The sequence below is a fragment of the Kitasatospora sp. NBC_00039 genome (assembly GCF_045160625.1).
Classification (GTDB): Bacteria; Actinomycetota; Actinomycetes; order Streptomycetales; family Streptomycetaceae; genus Kitasatospora.
On sequence record NZ_CP108289.1, the window covers coordinates 7,966,425 to 7,984,657 of the forward strand.

13 protein-coding genes and 1 pseudogene are annotated in these 18,233 nt (G+C 76.4%); 5 read left to right on the plus strand and 9 right to left on the minus strand.

Annotated features, from left to right (window positions below; genetic code table 11):
* Window positions 1-48: 48 nt before the first annotated feature.
* Window positions 49-3,039: a type 2 lanthipeptide synthetase LanM family protein gene (locus OG286_RS35270; RefSeq protein ID WP_405366008.1), complete on the minus strand. Its 2,991-nt coding sequence runs from the start codon at window positions 3,037-3,039 to the stop codon at window positions 49-51.
* Between the two features lie 288 nt (window positions 3,040-3,327).
* Window positions 3,328-3,972, minus strand: a complete 645-nt coding sequence (locus OG286_RS35275; RefSeq protein ID WP_396323629.1) for a class I SAM-dependent methyltransferase — start codon at window positions 3,970-3,972, stop codon at window positions 3,328-3,330.
* 283 nt (window positions 3,973-4,255) lie between these two features.
* Here OG286_RS35275 and OG286_RS35280 point away from each other — a divergent pair, with 283 nt between their 5' ends.
* The 3 genes and pseudogenes from OG286_RS35280 (at window position 4,256) to OG286_RS35290 (ending at window position 7,132) form a co-directional block, all read left to right on the plus strand.
* Window positions 4,256-5,074 carry a sigma 54 modulation/S30EA ribosomal C-terminal domain-containing protein gene (locus OG286_RS35280; protein ID WP_405366009.1) on the plus strand — a complete coding sequence of 273 codons (819 nt, stop codon included), beginning with the start codon at window positions 4,256-4,258 and terminating at the stop codon, window positions 5,072-5,074.
* 26 nt (window positions 5,075-5,100) lie between these two features.
* A pseudogene (locus OG286_RS35285) lies at window positions 5,101-5,548 on the plus strand (pyridoxamine 5'-phosphate oxidase family protein).
* A 318-nt stretch (window positions 5,549-5,866) separates the two neighbouring features.
* Window positions 5,867-7,132 carry a serine hydrolase domain-containing protein gene (locus OG286_RS35290; protein ID WP_405366010.1) on the plus strand — a complete coding sequence of 422 codons (1,266 nt, stop codon included), beginning with the start codon at window positions 5,867-5,869 and terminating at the stop codon, window positions 7,130-7,132.
* A gap of 201 nt (window positions 7,133-7,333) precedes the next feature.
* Here OG286_RS35290 and OG286_RS35295 read toward each other — a convergent pair whose 3' ends face one another.
* From OG286_RS35295 to OG286_RS35310, 4 genes are all read right to left on the minus strand, one after another.
* Window positions 7,334-7,930, minus strand: coding sequence for a copper chaperone PCu(A)C (locus OG286_RS35295; RefSeq protein ID WP_405366011.1), 597 nt, complete (start codon window positions 7,928-7,930; stop codon window positions 7,334-7,336).
* Entirely contained in the window at window positions 7,927-10,227 is a 2,301-nt protein-coding gene (locus tag OG286_RS35300; protein ID WP_405358772.1) for a heavy metal translocating P-type ATPase, read from the minus strand. The genes OG286_RS35295 and OG286_RS35300 overlap by 4 nt, the downstream gene beginning before the upstream one ends.
* The gene (locus tag OG286_RS35305) at window positions 10,224-10,385 is read right to left on the minus strand and encodes a hypothetical protein (RefSeq protein WP_405358771.1); all 162 of its coding nucleotides are present in this window, start codon (window positions 10,383-10,385) and stop codon (window positions 10,224-10,226) included. Before OG286_RS35305 ends, OG286_RS35300 begins: the two co-directional genes overlap by 4 nt.
* Window positions 10,386-10,660: 275 nt before the next feature.
* The gene (locus OG286_RS35310; protein ID WP_396323623.1) at window positions 10,661-10,990 is read right to left on the minus strand and encodes a hypothetical protein; all 330 of its coding nucleotides are present in this window, start codon (window positions 10,988-10,990) and stop codon (window positions 10,661-10,663) included.
* 31 nt (window positions 10,991-11,021) lie between these two features.
* Between OG286_RS35310 and OG286_RS35315 the strand changes: the two genes are divergently transcribed.
* Together OG286_RS35315 and OG286_RS35320 are read left to right on the plus strand one after the other, a co-directional pair.
* Complete coding sequence (locus OG286_RS35315; protein WP_396323622.1) at window positions 11,022-11,279, plus strand: hypothetical protein; 258 nt, start codon at window positions 11,022-11,024, stop codon at window positions 11,277-11,279.
* Between the two features lie 918 nt (window positions 11,280-12,197).
* A complete protein-coding gene (locus tag OG286_RS35320; protein ID WP_396323621.1) occupies window positions 12,198-12,806 on the plus strand; it encodes a response regulator transcription factor in 609 nt (202 codons plus the stop codon).
* Between the two features lie 67 nt (window positions 12,807-12,873).
* Here the strand turns inward: OG286_RS35320 and OG286_RS35325 are convergent, their stop codons facing one another.
* From OG286_RS35325 to OG286_RS35335, 3 genes are all read right to left on the minus strand, one after another.
* Window positions 12,874-14,136 (minus strand): sensor histidine kinase, encoded by a 1,263-nt coding sequence (locus OG286_RS35325; protein WP_396323620.1) that lies wholly within the window; start codon window positions 14,134-14,136, stop codon window positions 12,874-12,876.
* 123 nt (window positions 14,137-14,259) lie between these two features.
* Entirely contained in the window at window positions 14,260-15,816 is a 1,557-nt protein-coding gene (locus OG286_RS35330; RefSeq protein ID WP_405358770.1) for a SagB family peptide dehydrogenase, read from the minus strand.
* A 131-nt stretch (window positions 15,817-15,947) separates the two neighbouring features.
* Window positions 15,948-18,233 carry a TOMM precursor leader peptide-binding protein gene (locus OG286_RS35335; protein WP_405358769.1) on the minus strand — a complete coding sequence of 762 codons (2,286 nt, stop codon included), beginning with the start codon at window positions 18,231-18,233 and terminating at the stop codon, window positions 15,948-15,950.

Consider the following 18,233-nt stretch of genomic DNA (forward strand, 5'->3'; position numbering starts at 1 on the left):
GCCCGCCGCACCGTACCGGGTCCGGGCGGACCGCGGACGGTGGTGCGGTCAAAGGACAGGCGGCGGAGCCGGGAGCCGGGGGCGGAGCAGCAGCGCGGGCGGCACCTGTTCGGGGAAGCCCAGCCGCAGCAGCCCGTGCCCGATTCCGGCCAGGCCGGTGAGCAGGCCGGGGTGCGGCACGTGGTCGGGGGTGCCACAGCGCGGGCCCTCCTGGTCGACCCCGGCGAGCAGCGCGGCCGCCCGCCGCACCCACGGTGTCCGCCCGTACGCCGGGCCGCCGCGGCCGAGCAGCTCCAGGACGCCGAGCTCGCCGTGGCAGAGGCTCTGGTCGGGCAGCGGCGCGGCGCGCGCGGTGTTCCGGACGGCGCGCGGGAGCCACTCGGCGAGCTGCCGGTCGGCCTGCGCGCCCGGGCTGTCGGCCACCGCGAGCGCGATGCCGGGGCGGCCGCGGCACCACGACGCCTCGCGGGCGCGCCCGGTGGTGGCGGCGTGCAGTGCGGCCAGGCCGGCCCGGTGGTGCGGGCCGTCGGCCGGCTCGCCGGCGGCCCGCGCGTACCGCAGCAGCGCCCAGCCGGTGCCCGCCGCGCCGTGGGCGAAGCCGGGGCCGGCGGGCAGGGGCGCCGCGGCGAGCCGTTCGGCGCAGCGGGCGGCGGCGCGCAGTGCCTCCGGCCGGCCGGAGGCGGCGTGGACGGCGAGCAGCGCGGCCAGGCCGCCGGCGGTACCGCTGTGCACGCCGGTGTCGCTCTCGCGTTCGGCGGCGGCCGCGGTGAGCGCCACCGCCGGGCCGGTCCACTGCCGGATCAGCGGGTCGTCCAGGGCGCGGGCGATCTCGGTGAGCGCGTACGCGATGCCGCCCAGCCCGGCGAACGCGCCGGAGCCGACGGCGGCCGGGTGGTCGGGGTGCGCGCCGAGCAGGTCGAGCAGGCCGGGGACGGGCGCGAGCGCGCGGCGGGCGACCTCGGCGTAGCGGTCGGAGCCGGTGAGCGCGGCCAGTTGGGCGAGGAAGAGCGCGGTGCCGGTGTACCCGCCGGCCAGGTCGGCGCCGAGCGGGCGGACCCGCCAGTACCGGTCGGCGAGCAGCTCCAGGCCGAGCCAGTTGGTGCGGGCGCGCCCCCGGTACGCGGCGGCGACGAGCTGGTCGCCGACACCGCGGGCGGCGGCCAGCAGCTGCTCGGGCTCGGGCGCGGTCGCCCAGACGTTCTCCGGCACCGGGCGGCCGGGGCGGTGTGCGGGCGCGGTGGCGGCGCCCGCCATCGCCGCCCGGATGATCCACTCCTGGTCCTTGCGGTCCACCCCGCCGAGGGCGGCGAGTTTGGCCTCGGCGCGGGACAGTCCGGTTTCGGACAGTTCGCCGGGGAGCCGGCGGCCGCCGGACGTCCACAGGTCGCGGCTGCCGGGGCGGGTGGTGAAGAGCGGGACGTCGCCGGCCCGGAGATCGGCGAGCTCGTGGTCGGCGAGGCCGGGCCGGCCGGGGTCGGCGACGGCGTCGGTGCGCAGCAGCTCCAGCACCGCGCCCCGGGCCGCGGCGTCGCCCAGCACGTCCGGGTGGGTCGACTCGTCCAGCAGCCGCGCGTACACCCGGGTGGCGCGCGGCACCACCCGCACCTCGTCCTCGGCGAAGGAGTGCAACAGTCCCTGCGGGCCGCAGAGTCGGCTGCGGCCGGCGGCGAGCGCGGCGTACCCGGCGCGGAATCCGGCCACCAGCGCCTCGGTGTACGCAGCCGGGTCGGCGGGGGTGCCGTCCAGCCGGGGCCTGTTGCGGGCCTCGCCGAACGGCCGGGGGCGTCGCACCAGCCGCATCTCGTCGGTGCCGGCTCCCGCCCAGTCCACGCCCTCGACCGGGGAGGTCGCCCGCAGACCGCCGCCGATGCCGGAGACGTCCACGGCGCCGTCGTCGCCCAGCAGCAACTGCGGCAGCAGGCCGACCCGGTGGACCGACTCCTCCAGCGCGCGGGCGGCCGGGTCCTCCGCCGGCCCGGCCTGGGCGGGCGGGTGGAACAGCGTCTCCACGTCGACCAGGACGGGGTGCTCCCCGCAGGCGACCACGTTCTCGAAGTGCAGGTCGGTGCCGTCCAGCACGTGCAGCAGCGCCAGCAGCGCGCCCTGGCGCCGGTAGAACCGCTCCACCTCGAACGGGGTGCGGCAGGGCCGGGCCTCGGCGAACTCCGTCCAGCCGTGGCCGCCGCGGTCCAGCAGCCCGAGCGCGCGCAGCCGGGGCACGTCGGGCTGGGCGTTGAACCAGCCGAGCAGCGCGTTGAAGTGCCGGTGCGCGGCGGGCGGCCGGGGCCGGTACGCGACGGCGGCTCCGTTCGCGAAGTGCAGCACCGCGACGGCGCGGCCGCGGCGGTGGCGGTCGCCGGCCTCGGAGTCGACGGCCACCAGCGCGCCGGGGTCGGTGCCGCCGAGCAGGGCGGGGACCAGCAACGGGCGGTCGGCGGCGAAGCGGGAGAGCAGCTCGGCCTGCGCCTCGGCGGCGTCCAGGCAGGCCTGGGCGAGCAGCTGGGCGAGCACCGGGTAGGCGCGCACCAGCACGGCGAGGCCGTCGCGGCGGGCGGTGAGGGCCAGGAAGGAGCGGAACCGTTCCTGCGGGGTGGCGCCGCTCAGCCGGCCGGCCGCGCGGGCGGTGTGCAGCTCCAGGACCAGGGTGCGCGCCGCGATCCGGCTCAGGCGGGCGGTGAGGCGGGCGGTGAAGCCGGCGCGCAGGGCGGGCAGGTCGAGGTGGGCGGTGGTCTCCAGCGTCGCGCAGAGCCGGACCAGGGCGCGCTCGGCGAAGGGCGCCAGGACCAGGCCGAAGCCGGTGAGACCCGGGTAGGCGGCCCGCGGCACGATCGGGCGGACGGGCGCCGCGGCGACGGCGGCCTCGGTGAAGGCGGCCCACTCGGGCCGGCCGGCCGGAAGTGGCAGGCCGGGCGTCAGGGCCCGTTCCCACCACGGCGCGCCGGCGACGGCCCCCGTGAGCCGGAGCCGGGCCGCCCGGGGCTGTGCCGGCGGCCGCGACGGGCCGGGCACCGCCGCGCGGCTGGAGACGTCACCGGGCACCGGAGGGCGCTGAGCCGTGGCGGCCGGGGCTGCGGCCGGTGCGACCGGGCCCTGAACCGGTGCGCCACCCCCGTCGGGGCGTGCTCTTCGCACGGCGTTCACCTCAGCCACCACCGCACCTCCGATGCCGGGAGAGGGCAGCGCTGCCGTCGAAGACGCCGCCCTCGGGCCGATCCTTGCGCTGCCGCGGCCACCGGGGCATGGGGGGCAGGCCCCCATCTTTGCGGTGGCCGGCCCGCATCATCTGGGGTGTGCGGGCCGTCGTCCCGCGGTGCGCGGGCCGGAGGGTCAGCGCCGGGCGACCAGCAGCTGGGTGGCCACCGCCGGCCGGCCGTTCATGGTGCGCACCGGCAGCTCGCGCTCGGCGACCGGTTCGAACGCGCCGAGCAGCTCGTCCAGCCACTTCCGGGTGTGGTGGCGGCAGACCGCGCCGTCGCTGGTCTCGAACACCCCGTACCGGCCGTACCGTTCGGCGAACTCCGCGTAGCGGTCGCGGTTGCGCGCGTCGGGCTGGAGGCAGAGGTCGCTGACGTAGAGCAGGCCGCCCGGCCGCAGCACCCGGTGCAGCTCGGCGACCAGGGCGCGCTGGCCGTCGCCGCCCGGCACGCAGGTGAGGACGGCGAACAGCAGCGCCGCGTCGAGGGTGCCGTCCGGGTGGGCGAGCCGCGGGGGGTCGGTCAGCACGGTGAACCGCGCGGCCGGCTGCTCGGCCCGGGCGCGGGCGACGAGGCTGGGCGCGACGTCCACGCCCTCGACGTCCGTGAAGCCGAGTGCGGCCAGCGCGCCGGCGAGGCGGCCGTAGCCGCAGCCGTAGTCGAGGACGGCCGCGCCGCGGTCGAGGCGCGCCAGCCAGTCCGGGTGGAGCGGGTGCCCGAAGGTCTTCGCCGTCCCGGTGGAGTTCCAGTAGTCGGACTGGTTGTCGAGAGCAGGCATGTCCCGATCATCGCACGCCCGTTCGCGCGGCGGGGCAGGGCCGAGCGGGGGTGGGGCCGGGGCCGAGCGGGGGTGGCCCACGGCCGCGCGGGGTGGCTCAGGGCCGCGCGGGGCGGGAGAGGCCGGCCGCGGGCCCGGTCCGGGGGCGTTCGGCCCTTGTCCGGTCCGCAGCGGTGCGGGGATCGTGATCGCCGTGCGGGTGTGTGCGTGGGGCGCGCCGAGGGCAGACGTGGCAGGACGTGAAAGTACGGAAATCTGCGTGATGGGACGGGAGAGGCCGGAGATGGGCGAGTTGGTCACGGTGCAGGTGCGCGAGGGGATGTCGGGAGGCGTCGCGGGCGACGCCAGGGCCCGGATCGCGGCCGTGGTGAGCGGGGCCGACGCCCTGGTCGAGGCGCCGCGGGTGCGGGTCGGACCGGTCGGTGGGGTCGCCGTGCTGGCGCAGGTCAACGCCGAGGTGGACGGCCGGCCGATCCGCGTCCAGGAGGCCGCCGCCGACCTCGGCGAGGCGCTGGACCGGCTGGCCGACGGGCTGCGCGGCCGGATCGCGGCCGTCACCTCCGGCTGGACGCCCAGGCCCTGGCCGCACCGGATGCGTGGCCGGGGGCTGCTCGGCGCGGTCGCCGCGCAGGGCGCGCCGCGGGGCGGACGTTCGCTCGTGCGTGTGGGGGCTGGCCCGGTCGGGGCCGATCCGTGCACCGAAATCCCGCACGGCGCCCGGGCGGAGCGGATCGTCCGTCGCAAGCCGGCCGCCCTGGTGTGGTGCTCGCCCGACGCGGCGGCCCGGACCATGGACGCGATGGACTTCGACATCCACCTGTTCACCGACCCCGCCACCGAGACCGACGCCGTGGTCTACCGGGTCGGCCCCACCGGCTACCGGCTGGCCCGCACGGTGGCCGCCGCTCCGCCCACCGGCCCGGCCGTGCCACTCACCGTCAGCCCCTGCGGCGCACCGGAGCTGACCGAGGACCAGGCCGTGGCGCGGCTCTCCGGGGCCGACCTGCCCTTCCTCTTCTTCGCCCAGCCAGGCACCCGCCGCGGCCGGGTGCTCTACCGGCGCTACGACGGCGGTCTCGGCCTGATCGCGGCCGCCCCGTGACCGGCGGGGCCGGCCCGCCCGGCCCGCTGCCGGACGGTGTGGCCCCGCCGCGCCACCCGGTGCCGATCGGACGCGCCGGGGCGCTGCGGCTGCTGGGCGGAGCACCGTTCGGCCGGATCGTCTTCACCGCGCGGGCGCTGCCGGCCGTCCGGCCCGTCAACCACGTGCTCGTCGACGACGCGATCGTCATCCGCACCCACGATGCTGCGGCCCTGAGCGCGGAGGCACCCGGGGCGGACGCGGCCGGCGTCGTGGTCGCCTACGAGGCGGACGCCATCGACCCGTCGACCCACCTGGGCTGGAGCGTGGTCGGTGACCGGCTACGCCCGCCCGGTCACCGACCCGGACCGACGGGCCCGCTACCGGGCACTGCTGCGCCCCTGGGTGGCGGGCGCGATGGAGCACACGGTGGCGATCCGGCCCGACCTGGTCACCGGCTACCGGCTCACCGAGGGCGCCGCCGGGGCCGGGTAGCGGCTCCGCGGCCGGCCCACCCGCGGACGCCCGGCGGCCTGCGCGGCTGAACCTGCCGGGGGACGCGCGGCCGTCCGGGTGGCCGGACCCGGCTGCGGACGCCCGGCTGAACCCGCGCGCGTCCCGGCCCCGTTCCCCGAGTGGACAGGATCACCGTGCCCGGCCCCACACGGGCCGCCGGCCCGCCGTCAGCAGCGGCCGCAGCGGGTCCGTTTGTCGGATGACCCGCCGTCCGGGATATTGGATCATGGTCCCGACGGGACCGGTTTCCAAGGTGACGGAGAGTCAGGGGCGTTTGTGATGACGCGGGTTGGACTTGTGCGTGCGCTGGCCGTGGCCGCGACCGGTGTGGTGGTCGTGGCCACGGGGGCGACGGGGGCCGTGGCGGCGCCGGCGGCAGCGGCGGTGCCGGACACGGCAGGGGTGCGTGCCGCCCTGCAGGGCACGGTGAACGCCGGGGCGCCGGGTGCGTTCGCGGTGATCAGGGATCACGGCGGTGCGGAGACCAAGGTCTCGCTCTCGGTCGGCAAGGCCGATCTGGACGGGACGCCGATCAACTCCGACCTGCGGTTCCGGGTCGGCAGCAACAGCAAGATGTTCGCCGCGGTCCTGGTCATGCAGCTTGCCGAGCAGGGGCGGATCGACCTGGACAAGCCGCTGCGGGACTACCTCCCGGCCGGCACGCTGCCGGAGGGCTGGACGATGACCGGCCGTCAGGTGATGGAGCACCGCGCCGGCATCTACGACCACACCAACGACCTCCTGGAGCAGGCCGGCGAGGAGACCACCAGCGCCTTCGAGGCGCGCATCCGCCACAACGTCTACGACCCCGCGAAGCTCGTGGCGATGTCGGTCGCGCACGGCGTGCAGTACACGCCCGGATCGCGCTACTCCTACTCGAACACGGACTTCGTGCTGATGGGCCTGGCGGTCGAGCACCTCACCGGCCGGCCGTACGCGGAGGTGCTGCGCGACGCGATCATCGATCCGCTGGACCTGAGCCGCACCTCCTTCGACGTGCCGGCCGAGGAGATCGAGGGGCGGCACGTCACCGGCTACCTGACCAACGACGACCGTTCCAAGCCGCTGCTGGACTCCACCGAGCAGACCGCCTCCTGGGTGTGGAGTGCCGGCGGGGTCGTCTCCTCCGCCCGCGACATGGACCGCTTCCTCACCGCGCTGATGGCCGGCAGTGCCGGCGGGCTGGTCTCGGACGCCTCGCTGAAGCAGATGACCAGTGTGCTCCCCACCCCCACCGCGAAGATCAGCTACGGGCTGGGGCTGCGGCAGATCGCGCTCTCCTGCGGCAACGTGTTCGGTCACGGCGGGATCGTCCAGGGCTTCCAGACCCAGTCGTTCGCGACCCCGGACGGCCGCCGCAGCGTCGTCGTCTTCGCCAACGCCTCCAACAACGGCGCCGTGACCCAGGGTCTGATGAACGCGCTGGAGCCGGCCTTCTGCGGCAAGCAGCCCGCCCCGGCCGCCGCGCCCCGCACCCTGACCTCGCAGGGGGCCGGCGGCGAGCAGCAGAGCGGCGTGGCGCCCCGCGACCTCCTCCCCGTCGTGGAGGACACCCGCATCTGACCCGTCCCGGCCGGGTGCTCGGACAGCACCGGGCAGCGCAGCGGCTGCGGGTGGCGGATCAGCTCGCCCAGGATGCCGCGCCCGGCCGGCAGCGGCCCGATCGCGGCGCTCTCCGCCGGCGTCAGAGCGACCGTCAGGAACGGGGAGAGGGTGGGCGCTGCCCACCCTCTCCCCGGCCGACCCGTCGTGCCGCCCCCGGCCTCAGCCGCTGCGCCGCCCGCCAGGGGGGACTACCTCGGCCCGGACCTTGAGCTCCGGACTGTGGCGGAAGGTCAGCGTGAACTCCACCCACTGGCCCGCCCGCAGCGCAGGCGGGTTGGTGATCATCAGATCGGCACCCTCCGGCGACATCACCAGCTCGCCGCGCCCCGGCACCGGTAGCGCCTCGACCGGCTCCCAGCGGCCGGACGCACCCTGGTGCCGGTGCCGCTTCAGGGTGATGCGGCCGCCGAGCTCCCAGCCGGCACCCGTCAGTTCGTCGGGGACGTCGCCGGGGTTGCGGACCGTGAAGAACGCCGCCGTGGCGGTCGCACCGCCGGCCGTCGGCAGCAGCAGCCAGCCCGGCCCGGCCTCGACCGGGCGCTGCCGCCCGGCCCCGCCGACCGCCGTCCAGCCGGAGAGCAGCGCCAGCGCCACCCCGGCCGCCACCACCGGCGGCCCGACCGCGCGCACCCGCTCGGCCGTCCGCCGGGAGACCTTCCGGCCCGGGACCGCCCGGCCCGTGACCACCCGGCCCGGGACTCTCGGCCGGGAGACCGACCGCTCGGAGACCGTCCGCCCGGAGAACGGCGCCCTCACCGGCCCGCCCCCGGCCGCCGGCCCCGCCCGCTCGCACCGGCCGTGCCACCGGAGCCGCCCCGACCCGGCTGCCAGGTGCGCAGCCGCAGGCTGTTCGCCACCACCAGCAGCGAGCTGAGCGACATCGCCACCGCCGCCAGCATCGGGTTCAGCACACCGACCGCCGCCAGCGGGATCAGCGCCATGTTGTACCCGAACGCCCAGAGCAGGTTGGCCCGGATCGTGGCCAGGGTCCGCCGGGCCAGCCGCACGGCGTCCACCACCGCCTCGATGTCGCCGCGGACCAGGGTCAGCCCGGCGGCGCCGATCGCGGCGTCGCTCCCGGAGGCCAGCGCCACCCCGAGGTCGGCGGAGGCGAGTGCGACCGCGTCGTTGACGCCGTCGCCGACCACCGCCGTCGTCCGCCCGGCCGCCTTCAGCTCGGCCACGACCTCGGCCTTGCGCTCCGGCGAGGCCGAGGAGTGCACCTGGCCGATGCCCAGCTCCTTCGCCACCGCCCGGGCCGCGCCGGCGCCGTCCCCGGTCAGCAGGACCGTCTCCAGGCCCATCCCGCGCAGCCGGTGGAGCGCCCGCCAGCTGCCGGAGCGCAGCGTGTCGCCGACCGCGAGGACGGCGACCGGCTGCCCGTCCAGCTCCGCCACCACCGGCGTCCGCCCGGCCTCACCCGCGCGGGCCAGCGCTTCGGCGAGCGCGCCCGGCAGCGGGCCCGCGGCGTCGTCGGGCCGGACCACCCGGACGCGCCGCCCGTCGACCGTGCCGGACACCCCGACCCCGGCGGTGGCCGTGAAGCCGGCCACCGCCGGGAGGGGCTCGGAGTCGCACCGGGCACGGGCCGCCCCCACGACAGCCCTCCCGATGGGGTGCTCCGAACGGTGCTCGACGGCTCCCACCAGCCGCAGCACCTGGTCCTCGTCCACCTCGGGCACGGCGGTCAGCTCGGCGAGCTCCATCCGCCCGGTGGTCAGCGTGCCGGTCTTGTCCAGCACCACCGTGTCGATCCGGCGCAGGCTCTCCAGCACCTCCGGGCCGCGCACCAGGACGCCCAGCTCGGCGCCCCGCCCGGTCGCCGCCAGCAGTGCGGTCGGCGTGGCCAGGCCCAGCGCGCACGGGCAGGCGACCACCAGGACGGCGACCGCCGCGGTGACCGCCGCCTGCGGCTCGGCGCCCGCGCCGAGCCAGAAGCCCAGCACACAGACCGCCACCGCCAGCACACAGGGCACGAACACCCCCGCCACCGCGTCCGCCAGCCGCTGCGCCCGCGCCTTGCCCGCCTGCGCGTCCGCGACCAGCGCGGTGATCCGGGCCAGCTGGGTGTCGGCGCCCACCGCCGTCGCCCGGATCACCAGCGCGCCGCCGACGTTGACCGTCGCGCCCGCCACCTTGTCCCCCGGCCCGACCTCCACCGGGACGCTCTCACCCGTCAGCAGGCTGAGGTCCAGCGCGGAGCCGCCCTCCACCACCACCCCGTCGGTGGCCACCCGCTCGCCCGGCCGCACCACGAACTCGCGCCCGGGCAGCAGCTGTTCGACCGGCAGCAGGCGCTCCGCCCCGGACTCCGGATCCCGGACGCACACCTCCTTCGCCCCCAGCTCGGCGAGCGCCCGCAGCGCCGAACCGCTGCGCCGCCGCACCCGACCCTCCAGCAGCCGCCCGGCCAGCACGAAGAGCGGCACGCCGACGGCCGCCTCCAGGTAGACGTGCGCCGCGCCGCCGCCGTCCGCGGTCAGCGAGAACGGCATCCGCATGCCGATCTCCCCGGCGCCGCCGAACAGCAGCGCGTACGCGGACCAGCCGAACGAGGCCACCACGCCGAGGCTGACCAGGGTGTCCATGGTCGCCGCGGCGTGCCGCAGCCCTTGCCGGGCCCGCCGGTGGAACCCGGCCGAACCCCACGTCACCACCGGCACCGCCAGCCCGAAGCAGACCCACTGCCAGGCCGGGAACTGCAGCGACGGCACCATCGAGAGCACCACCACGGGCACCGCCGGCAGCGCCGTCACCAGCAGCCGCCAGCGCTCGCCGGGGTCCTCCTCCCGGTCCGCCGGGGCCTGCCCGGCCACGGCCAACTCGGCGGTGTAGCCGGCTCGTGCGACCGCCGCGATCAGCTCCTCGACGCCCACCCCGGCCGGGTGCAGCACCCTCGCCCGCCCGGTCGCCAGGTTGACGCCGGCCGTGACGCCCTCGATCCGGGCCAGCCGCTTCTCCACCCGGCCCACACAGGCCGCGCAGGTCATCCCGCCGACCGCCAGATCGGTGCTGACCAGCGCCCCGGCCTCCGCTCCCGCGACCGCGCTCACCGGCCGGCCCCCGTGTCGTGACCGCTCATCCCCGGGTTCCCCCCGCCGCCGCTGCCGGGCGTCAGCCCCGGCGACACCGGCCCGGCCCCGCGTCCCACCGCGAAGGCCACCACGAACACCACCAACAGCAGCAGGGCGAACCCCGCCAGCACACTCAAGGGCCGGCCACCCGGCGACATCGCACTCACCCCCCACCAGTCGGCCCGCCACCCCCGTTGGTTCCCGTACGTTCCGAATGGCGCCGGGCACACCGGCCCGCCGCGGGCCCGGCGGGACCGGTGCGGGCGTCCGCCGGCGGGCGGCGGGACAGGGCGGTCCCACTCGAACGGGGGACCAGGTTTCGCCGTGCGGGGCGGTTGTTGCGAAGCATGGGGGCGTACGGGCCTTCGGTCGTGGGGCAGTGGAGTGGAGAGTGATCCTCGGTGCGCGAAGTTCAGGGATTGCCGCGACGGTGCGGCGTGGGGGTGCGGGCGGTGGCGCTGGCCGCCGTGGTGAGCGGCATCGGGGTGCTGGCGGCGTGCAGCAGTTCGTCGACCAATCCGTCGATCGGCTCGTCGGGTCCGGGGTCGACGTTGAGCACGGCGCCGGAGTCGTCCTCGTTCTCCGGGGAGCCGCCGTCCGCACTGGCCTCGGCGGCGGAGTCGGCGCTGGCCTCGGTGTCGGCGGCGGCCGAGTCCGCCTCGGCCGCGGCGGCCTCGTTCCAGGCGTCTGTCTCGGCGCAGGGGGTGCAGGCGCGGCAGAAGGCGGCGGAGGTACTGGGCACGCTGCAGAACGGCGGCAACGCGCTCGGGGCCGTGACGGTCACCGGGGTGCAGCGGGCGCAGACCGGGGGCCTGCACGCGGTGGTGGTGACGATCGTCAACACCGGGCTCGACACCGCCTCGTACGCGGTGCAGGTCGATTTCACCGACACCAGCGGCAAGGCGGTGGACAGTGCGGTGGTCGGCGTCGAGGGCCTGCCGGCCGGGGACAAGGCGCAGCCGATCGCGTTCAGCCGTGCCCCCGCCGACCAGACGTTGCTGCCGGTGGTGGTCAAGGCCGTGCGGTTCTGACCCCGGCTGTCCGGGTGTCCGGCAGCGCGGCCGGGCCGGCTTCGCGGCGTCTTCACATGTCCCACACATCTGCTGGGAGTGGGCGGCGGATCCGCGTGGCCGTGCCATGTCTACGGGGGTCCGCCGGTCGTGGTGGGGGAGGCCCGGCGGCCGGATTCCCGGGGGGTGGCCGGAGCACCGCGCACGGCTTTCGAGAGGGGTGCGAATCGCCCGGAATCAGGGCCGGGGGAGTCGGGGTGATCGTGGCGCAACGACTTCCGGCCGGGCGTTCGGGGTCGTTTCCGGTCGGCGGATGCGAGCATCCGGGCGCCCTGCCCGCGCCGGTACGGGAAGAAATTCCCGGGGTGCGTCCGAATGCGGACCGGACGGCGGCGCTCGCGGCTCGTCGGTCGTTCCCGTCGGTCGGATCCGTCGGCCGGGCGCCATCTTGTCATGGTTTGGACATGTCCGGGGTGCGCCGGACCGGGGACCCGGCCCGACCAGGGACGGACGCCGGGCGGAGTCCGCAGCGGTTCCAGGGCCGGACGACCCTGTTCCGGGACGGCCGGAAGGGTTTCGGAAGGCGGTGGCGAATGCGCCCCCGGCCGGGCGGCGGGTGATTTCCGGTAAGCGCCCGGATGGCCGCCGGAAAAGCCGACCGGAGGTGGGCGGTCGTTTCTTCCGGCCCGGGCCGGCCGCGTTTTCCACGGCGTCCTGCCGGCCGGAGCGGAGCGTCGAAATCCGGGCCCGGTGAGCGGGCCGGCGTCCGAATCCCGGGGCCGCGGCCGGGGAACCGTGCGGGCCGGGTGCGGCCGGTGCGGCCGGGCGGAAGGTCAAGAGCGGCGCTGAACGGCGGTCACGCGGGTAGCATCAGCTGCCGCGCGGGCGCGGTCGAACGGCGTACGAGTCGTCCAGAGTGGGCAAACGGGGGTTCTTCCTTTGGCGATCAGGGTTTTGCTGGCCGAGGACATGCACATGGTGAGGGGCGCCCTGGTGGCGCTGCTGGAGCTGGAGGAGGACATCGAGGTCATCGCCGAACTCGCCAACGGCGACGACATCGTGCCGACCGCGCTGGAACGCAGGCCCGATGTGGCGGTGATCGACATCGACCTGGCGGGCATGGACGGGCTGACGGCCGCCGCCCGGCTCCAGGAGGTGATGCCGGAGTGCCGGACGCTGATCCTGACCAGTCTCGGGCGGCCGGGCACCTTCCGCCGGGCGCTGGCGGCCGGAGCGCGCGGCTTCATCCTCAAGGACGCCCCGCCGCGCCAACTCGCCCAGGCCATCCGGCGGGTGGCACAGGGCGAGCGGGCGGTCGACCCGGATCTGATGGTGGCCGCCTGGGACAGCGGCGACAACCCGCTGACCGAGCGGGAGACCGAGGTCCTGCGGCTGGCCGCCGACGGTGCCGAAGTCACCGAGATAGCGGGGCGCCTGTACCTCTCGGTCGGAACGGTGCGGAACTACCTGACCTCGACGGTGGTCAAGCTGAACGCGCGCAACCGGCTGGACGCGGTGCGGATCGCCCGCGAGGCCGGCTGGGTCTAGCAGGGCGTCCGGCAGTCCGCCGCCCGCCCCCGGTGGCCTGCCGGTCGGCCCGGGCCGTGACGGGGCCTCAGGCCACCCGGGGCTCGTCCTCCTCCAGGGTGCCGGAGAGCTCGCTGGTGATGACCGCCTCCAGCTGGAACCAGCCGTCCGCACGGACCCCGGCGGTGAACGTGCCCCCCACCTCGGCGAGCCGGGCGGCCAGGTTGGCGAGGCCGCCGTCGGCGCCCGGCTGCTGCCCGCGGTCGTGCGCCGGCACCCCGTCGTTGGCGAGCCGCAGGCTGGTACGGCCGTGCTGGGCTACGGCGTCGATGGTGCACCGGGAGGCCTTGCTGTGCCGGATGACATTGGTGATGCCCTCGCGCAGCACCGTGGCCAGGACGGTGTCGGCGCCGGTCGTCAACCGGCCGCACTCCACCCGCAGATGGGCGTCGATCCCGGCCGCGGACAGCACCGAGCGGGCCGAGGAGAGCTCCGTCAGCAGCGACATCGAGCGGTAGCTGCGGGCCACCTCGCGGACGTCGCCGAGCGCCTGGCGGGAGAACTGGATGATGCTCTCCAACTCCGCCTGGGCCCGTACCGGCGAGCGGTTGACCATGGCATGTGCCAGTTCGCTCTTCAGGGTGATCGCGGAGAGGCTGTAGCCGAGCAGGTCGTGCAGATCGCGGGCGAACCGCAGCCGCTCCTTGATCACGGCGACCCTGGCGATGTCCTCCTGGGCCTCGTGGACGGCCAGGGTGAGATTGGCGAGCAGCGTCAGGCAGTACACGATGGTGCCGGTGACCAGGGTGGAGACCATCATGTAGAGCACGGTGGGCAGCGTGCCCTGGGAACTCAGGCCCGTGGTCAGACCGATCCCGGCGATCAGACAGCCGAAGCCCGGCAGCGCGGCCCGCATCGGCAGCAGCAACAGCATCGAGCCGCCGACGAAGCCCCCCATCCCGCCCCACGGCCAGCCGAGGAAGAGCGGCGGGACGGTGACGAGCAGCGCCTGGAGCAGCAGGGTCCAGTGCCGGTAGCGGGCCCGTGACCGGCGGAATCTCGGCAGGGTGTGGAACAGTTGGAGCCCGATCGTGGCGGGCAGCACGGTCAGGCAGAGCGAGACCGTCAGCGGGGTGACGCTCTCGTCGAGGATGTTGACGATCTGCATGGTGAGGAACGCGGTGAGGACCGTCCACACCACGGTCAGTGCGAAGCGAGGAGCGGGGGCCTCGATGCCGAGGACCCGCACGCCCGGTTCGGGGCGTCCCGGGTGCTCCACGAGGTCGTCGGGGGAGTCGGGGCCCGGCGGCCCGGGCGAGGGCTCTTCCCGTCCAGTGGCGCTGCCCGTCATGGCACTCCCTCCGGTGGTCGCTGACACGGTCGATGGTAGGGCGGAACCCGCCCGTCCGGAGGCCCCCGGGACGGACCGGTCCTTCCCGTCGGGAGGCGGTGGCGGTCGGTCGTCGGCGGAGCGTCATTCCGCCCTTCCGGCAACGGGGTTGGGTTCGGCCGGTCGGGCCGGGGGCGGGCCGGTCTCCGGGGGCGGGCCGGTCTCCGGGAGCGGGCCGAGGACGAACTCGCCGACGGCGGACTCCACGCGCCAGTCCAGCCCGAACGCCTCGGCGGAGAGGCTGGTGCTGCCGGTGCCGAGCGCACAGGCGGCCAGGCCCATGCCGGTGGCGACCAGGTACAGCGTCTGCTGCATCACGCCGACGTGCTTCAGCGTCAGCGCGTAGGCCAGTCCGCTGTACTTCCACGAGACCCGGGCGAACCGGGCCGTCATGGTGAGCAGGAGATCGGGCGGCTCGGTCATCCCGGTGCCGGCCTGCGCCTCGCGCAGCAGCGCGGAGTTCAGCTGCCCGGCCGCCGGCAGCCGGATCAGGGCGTGGCCGAGCGGGTCGTAGTAGTAGGCGCCCGGTTCGAGGCCGGCGCAGCGGCCGACGGTGAGGTAGAACTCCAGCTCGTAGCAGGCGCCGCCGCTGGGGTACGGCCGGCTGCCGGGCGGGCGGGTCCGGCCGGACGGGAGCGGTTCGCCGGCTTCCCGCACGCGCAGCGACCGGTGCAGCAGTTCACCGAGCTGGCGCAGCGTCAGCGCCGCCGTGCCGTGACGCCGGACGGAGCGGCGGCGTTCCAGCGCCTCGACCAGCGAGGTGTCCCAGTCCGGCGGTCCGGCGGCGGGCCGGGGGAGTTCGATCCGGGGGCCCGGGGGCGGTGGTTTGAGCGCGGGCGGCTGCTCCTGCCGGCCCCGCAGGGGATAGGTGGCGCCGAACTGGCCGTCGTGCAGGCCGGGCCGGCTGCTCCAGTGGAACCGGAGGTCGTCGGGGGACCACGGCAGCAGGGCCGGGTCGCGGTCCTCGGGGAAGGTGGCGGGCCGCGGGCAGCCGTCCGCCTGCGTGGCGGGGTCGGCGACCTCGACCATGCCGGTGGGGACGAGGTGCGAGAGGAGCGCGGCCACCGCCGGGCGGGCGACGGGGAGGCGTTCGGCGGCCGCGTCCAGGGTGATGGGGCGGCACAGGCTGGCGATCAGCCAGCCGGCCTCGGGCCGGGTGAAGACCGCGCGGAACGGCGAGAGCGGGGACTCCAGCAGGCTTCCGCGCCCGTTGGAACGCAGCGCGGCGAAGCGGGAGAGCCGCAGCGGCCGGTCCTCGGGTACCGGCGCCGGGTCGAGCCGGGCGCCGGTGGCCGTGGGCAGGACGGAGAGCAGCGGCTGCTCGCCGTCCGGCGCCCCGACCGAGCGGACGACCAGGCCGCCGAGCTGCCTCAGGGCCGCCAACAGCCGGACCCGCGCGGCGAGTTCCTCGGTCCCGGGGACGTTCTCCAGCTGCACCGGGCCGAGCAGCATCCGGCGCAGCGCCTCGCTGAGCACCGCTCCGGGCCGCGGGATGTGCAGGTCGCCCCACTGTGACCGGAGGATCAACGAGCCGTCGCCCGGCTGCTGTTCCAGCAGGGTGTCCTCTCTCAGCGACCACAGCTCGATCCACGCGGCGGACTGGTGGCTGTCGGACGGCCGGGACGGCGGGGCGGGCGGCACGGTGGCTCCTGGACGGGGTCGGATGCACCCGGGCGGACCTCGGTACGGTTCGCCCGGGCAGGGCGGTGGGGCTCGGATTCGGCGGTTGGTCGGGGGCCCGGGCGGGGAGCCGGCCCCGGACGGGAGCGGGCTCAGACGAACAGCGGGATCGGGTTGAGCTCGTCGTACGGGGTCGGACGGGACAGCCGGCCCAGCGCCACGGGGACGTCGAAGAGCCGGCCGGGCGCGAAGCGGGGCCAGAAGTGCCGCAGGCCCGGGACGAGCGTACGGACCACGGGCAGCGCGAGGTCGGGTCGGGTCTGGTCCAGGACGCAGACTTCCAGGCCCCGGCGTTCCAGGACGCCCTGCAGCCGGCGCAGCTCGTCGAGCAGGTCGCCGGACGGGCGGTAGGGGTGGTCGCGCGGCGTCCGGGCCGGGACGGCCGGATCGGCGGCGAGGTAGGGCATGGTGTCGGGGGACGCGGTGCGCCACCAGCGCAGGGCGACGGGGTCGGTGCAGCCGTAGCCGGTGCCGTCCGGGCGGGCCTCCAGCACCGGTGGGAGCAGCTGGTTCATCTCGGTGAGCGCGCGGCTGAGGGCGACGGCCGGATCCGGGTGCGCCCCGAAGCCGAACACGATGTCCTCGGCCGGTCGGCCGGTGCGGCGGGAGAGCGCGGCGAAGACCGGCACGCCCAGATCCGAGGTGAGGTCCAACGCCCAGACCTGGCGGCCGAGTTCGGAATGTGCCTGGCTCACCTCGGCGGTCCACGGGTCGCCGAAGGCGGCCAGGTCGACGGCCGGCTGGCGGGTGCGGTTGTACCACCAGAGGGCCACCGCGTCGCGTTCGACCAGTTCCAGCAGGCCCTGCAGGGTGGCGTCCTCCAGGGTGCCGCCGGCGGCGCAGCCGTTGGAGTCGGCGTGGACCATCCGCCGGCCGGCCCGGTCGGGCACGTTGTAGTAGAGCAGCGCGGTGGGCAGCAGCACCTGACGCTTGCGGGTGAGCGACCAGACCGGCGACCAGTCCAGCTCCGCGTCCGGGTCGAAGGGCTCGGCGACCTGGTGGAACGGGTGGCCGTCGGCGTTGCGGCGGGCGCGGTCGGCGTACTGCCGCTCGTCCCAGAGCTGGCAGCTGCCGGGGTGGACTGCGTCCGGGCCGAGGCTGTGCAGCGAGCCGCGCACCCGCGCCTCGTCGCCCTGCCAGAGGCCGCTGATCCGCTCGACCGCCTCGCACAGCGCGCCGACCCGGGCGTCCAGCGGGGTGCGGCCCTTGCCGCAGCTCTCCTGGCGCAGCGAGCCGGCCAGGTCGGACATGTGGCGGGCGCCGAGGGCCAGGTTGTGCCCGGCCCGGTAGACGTTGAGCAGGTCGGGGCCGCGCGGGTCGCGCCGGATCTCCTTGACCACGCCGGTGACCGGGCTGAGCAGGTGCCCGTACCGGTCCAGCATCCGCTGGGCGGAGAGCGCGCGGTGGCCGCCGCCGCTGCGCACGGTGCACCGGCGGGGGGCCAGCTCCACCGGGCGGGCGGCCTGCCGGGTCATCAGCGAGGAGTCGCCGCACTCCGGGCACTGCGGCCGCCGGGTGAGGCGGTGCGAGCGGCTGGCGAGGGTCAGGGTGTCGAGGGTGACCACCCGGGCGTCCTCCCCGGCGCGGTGCCCGGCCAGCCAGTGGGCGCACTCCAGCGCGGCGAGCTGGGCACCGAGCCCGACCGTGAGGGGCAGGGCGGCCAGCGGGACGGGCAACGGCGCGTCGCCGAGTGCGCGGCGGACGGGCTCCGCGCCCGAGCGGTGGCCGCGCAGCCGGTGGGCGAGGCAGTGCCAGCAGGCGCCGGTTCCGGGGCGGAAGACCGGGCCGGCCCAGAGCGTGGTGCCGGTCACCTTGGCGAGCAGCCAGGGCCGGCCGTCGGCGCGGTAGCCGGCGTCCAGGGCGGCGAGCCGGGGGTCCAGGTAGTCGCTGCAGATCACCAGGTCGAGGGCGGCGGGGGCGCCCGGCGAGGCGTGGACCAGCCCGGCGCTGCGGCAGGCGGCGCGCAGTGGGGCCGGGTCCAGCTCGCCGAGGGTGACGATCCGGACGGTGCCGGTGGGGGCGGGCGCGGAGCCGCCGGCCTGCTCCCAGTAGGCCCGGGCGGCGCTGTCGGCGCCGTCGCGGCCGGTCTCGGCGCGCTCCCGGGGCGGGCGGTGGTCGAGGAGCCCGCGCCGGGTCAGCTCGCCGACAATCCGGGCGACCTGGGCGGGGGGAACGGCGGGCGCGGCCGCACCGAGCAGCGCCGGGAGGTCCCTGGTGCCGTCGAGCAGGGGCACCAGGGCCGCCAGATGGGGGCCCCGGACGGCCGTCACCCCGTGTTCGGACATCAGGTAGACGGCGTCCCCGGGGACCACCTTCGGACGGAGGTGGTCCTTGAAGCCGATGAGGGCGGCCCGCTCGTTTCCCCCGCTGACGGTCAT

Excerpts from the sequence above, each read along its gene's own strand:
- OG286_RS35275 (WP_396323629.1), bottom strand. The coding sequence starts at position 3,972 with ATGCCTGCTCTCGACAACCAGTCCGACTACTGGAACTCCACCGGGACG.
- OG286_RS35280 (WP_405366009.1), top strand. The coding sequence starts at position 4,256 with ATGGGCGAGTTGGTCACGGTGCAGGTGCGCGAGGGGATGTCGGGAGGC.
- OG286_RS35325 (WP_396323620.1), bottom strand. The coding sequence starts at position 14,136 with ATGACGGGCAGCGCCACTGGACGGGAAGAGCCCTCGCCCGGGCCGCCG.
- OG286_RS35335 (WP_405358769.1), bottom strand. The coding sequence starts at position 18,233 with ATGACCGTCAGCGGGGGAAACGAGCGGGCCGCCCTCATCGGCTTCAAG.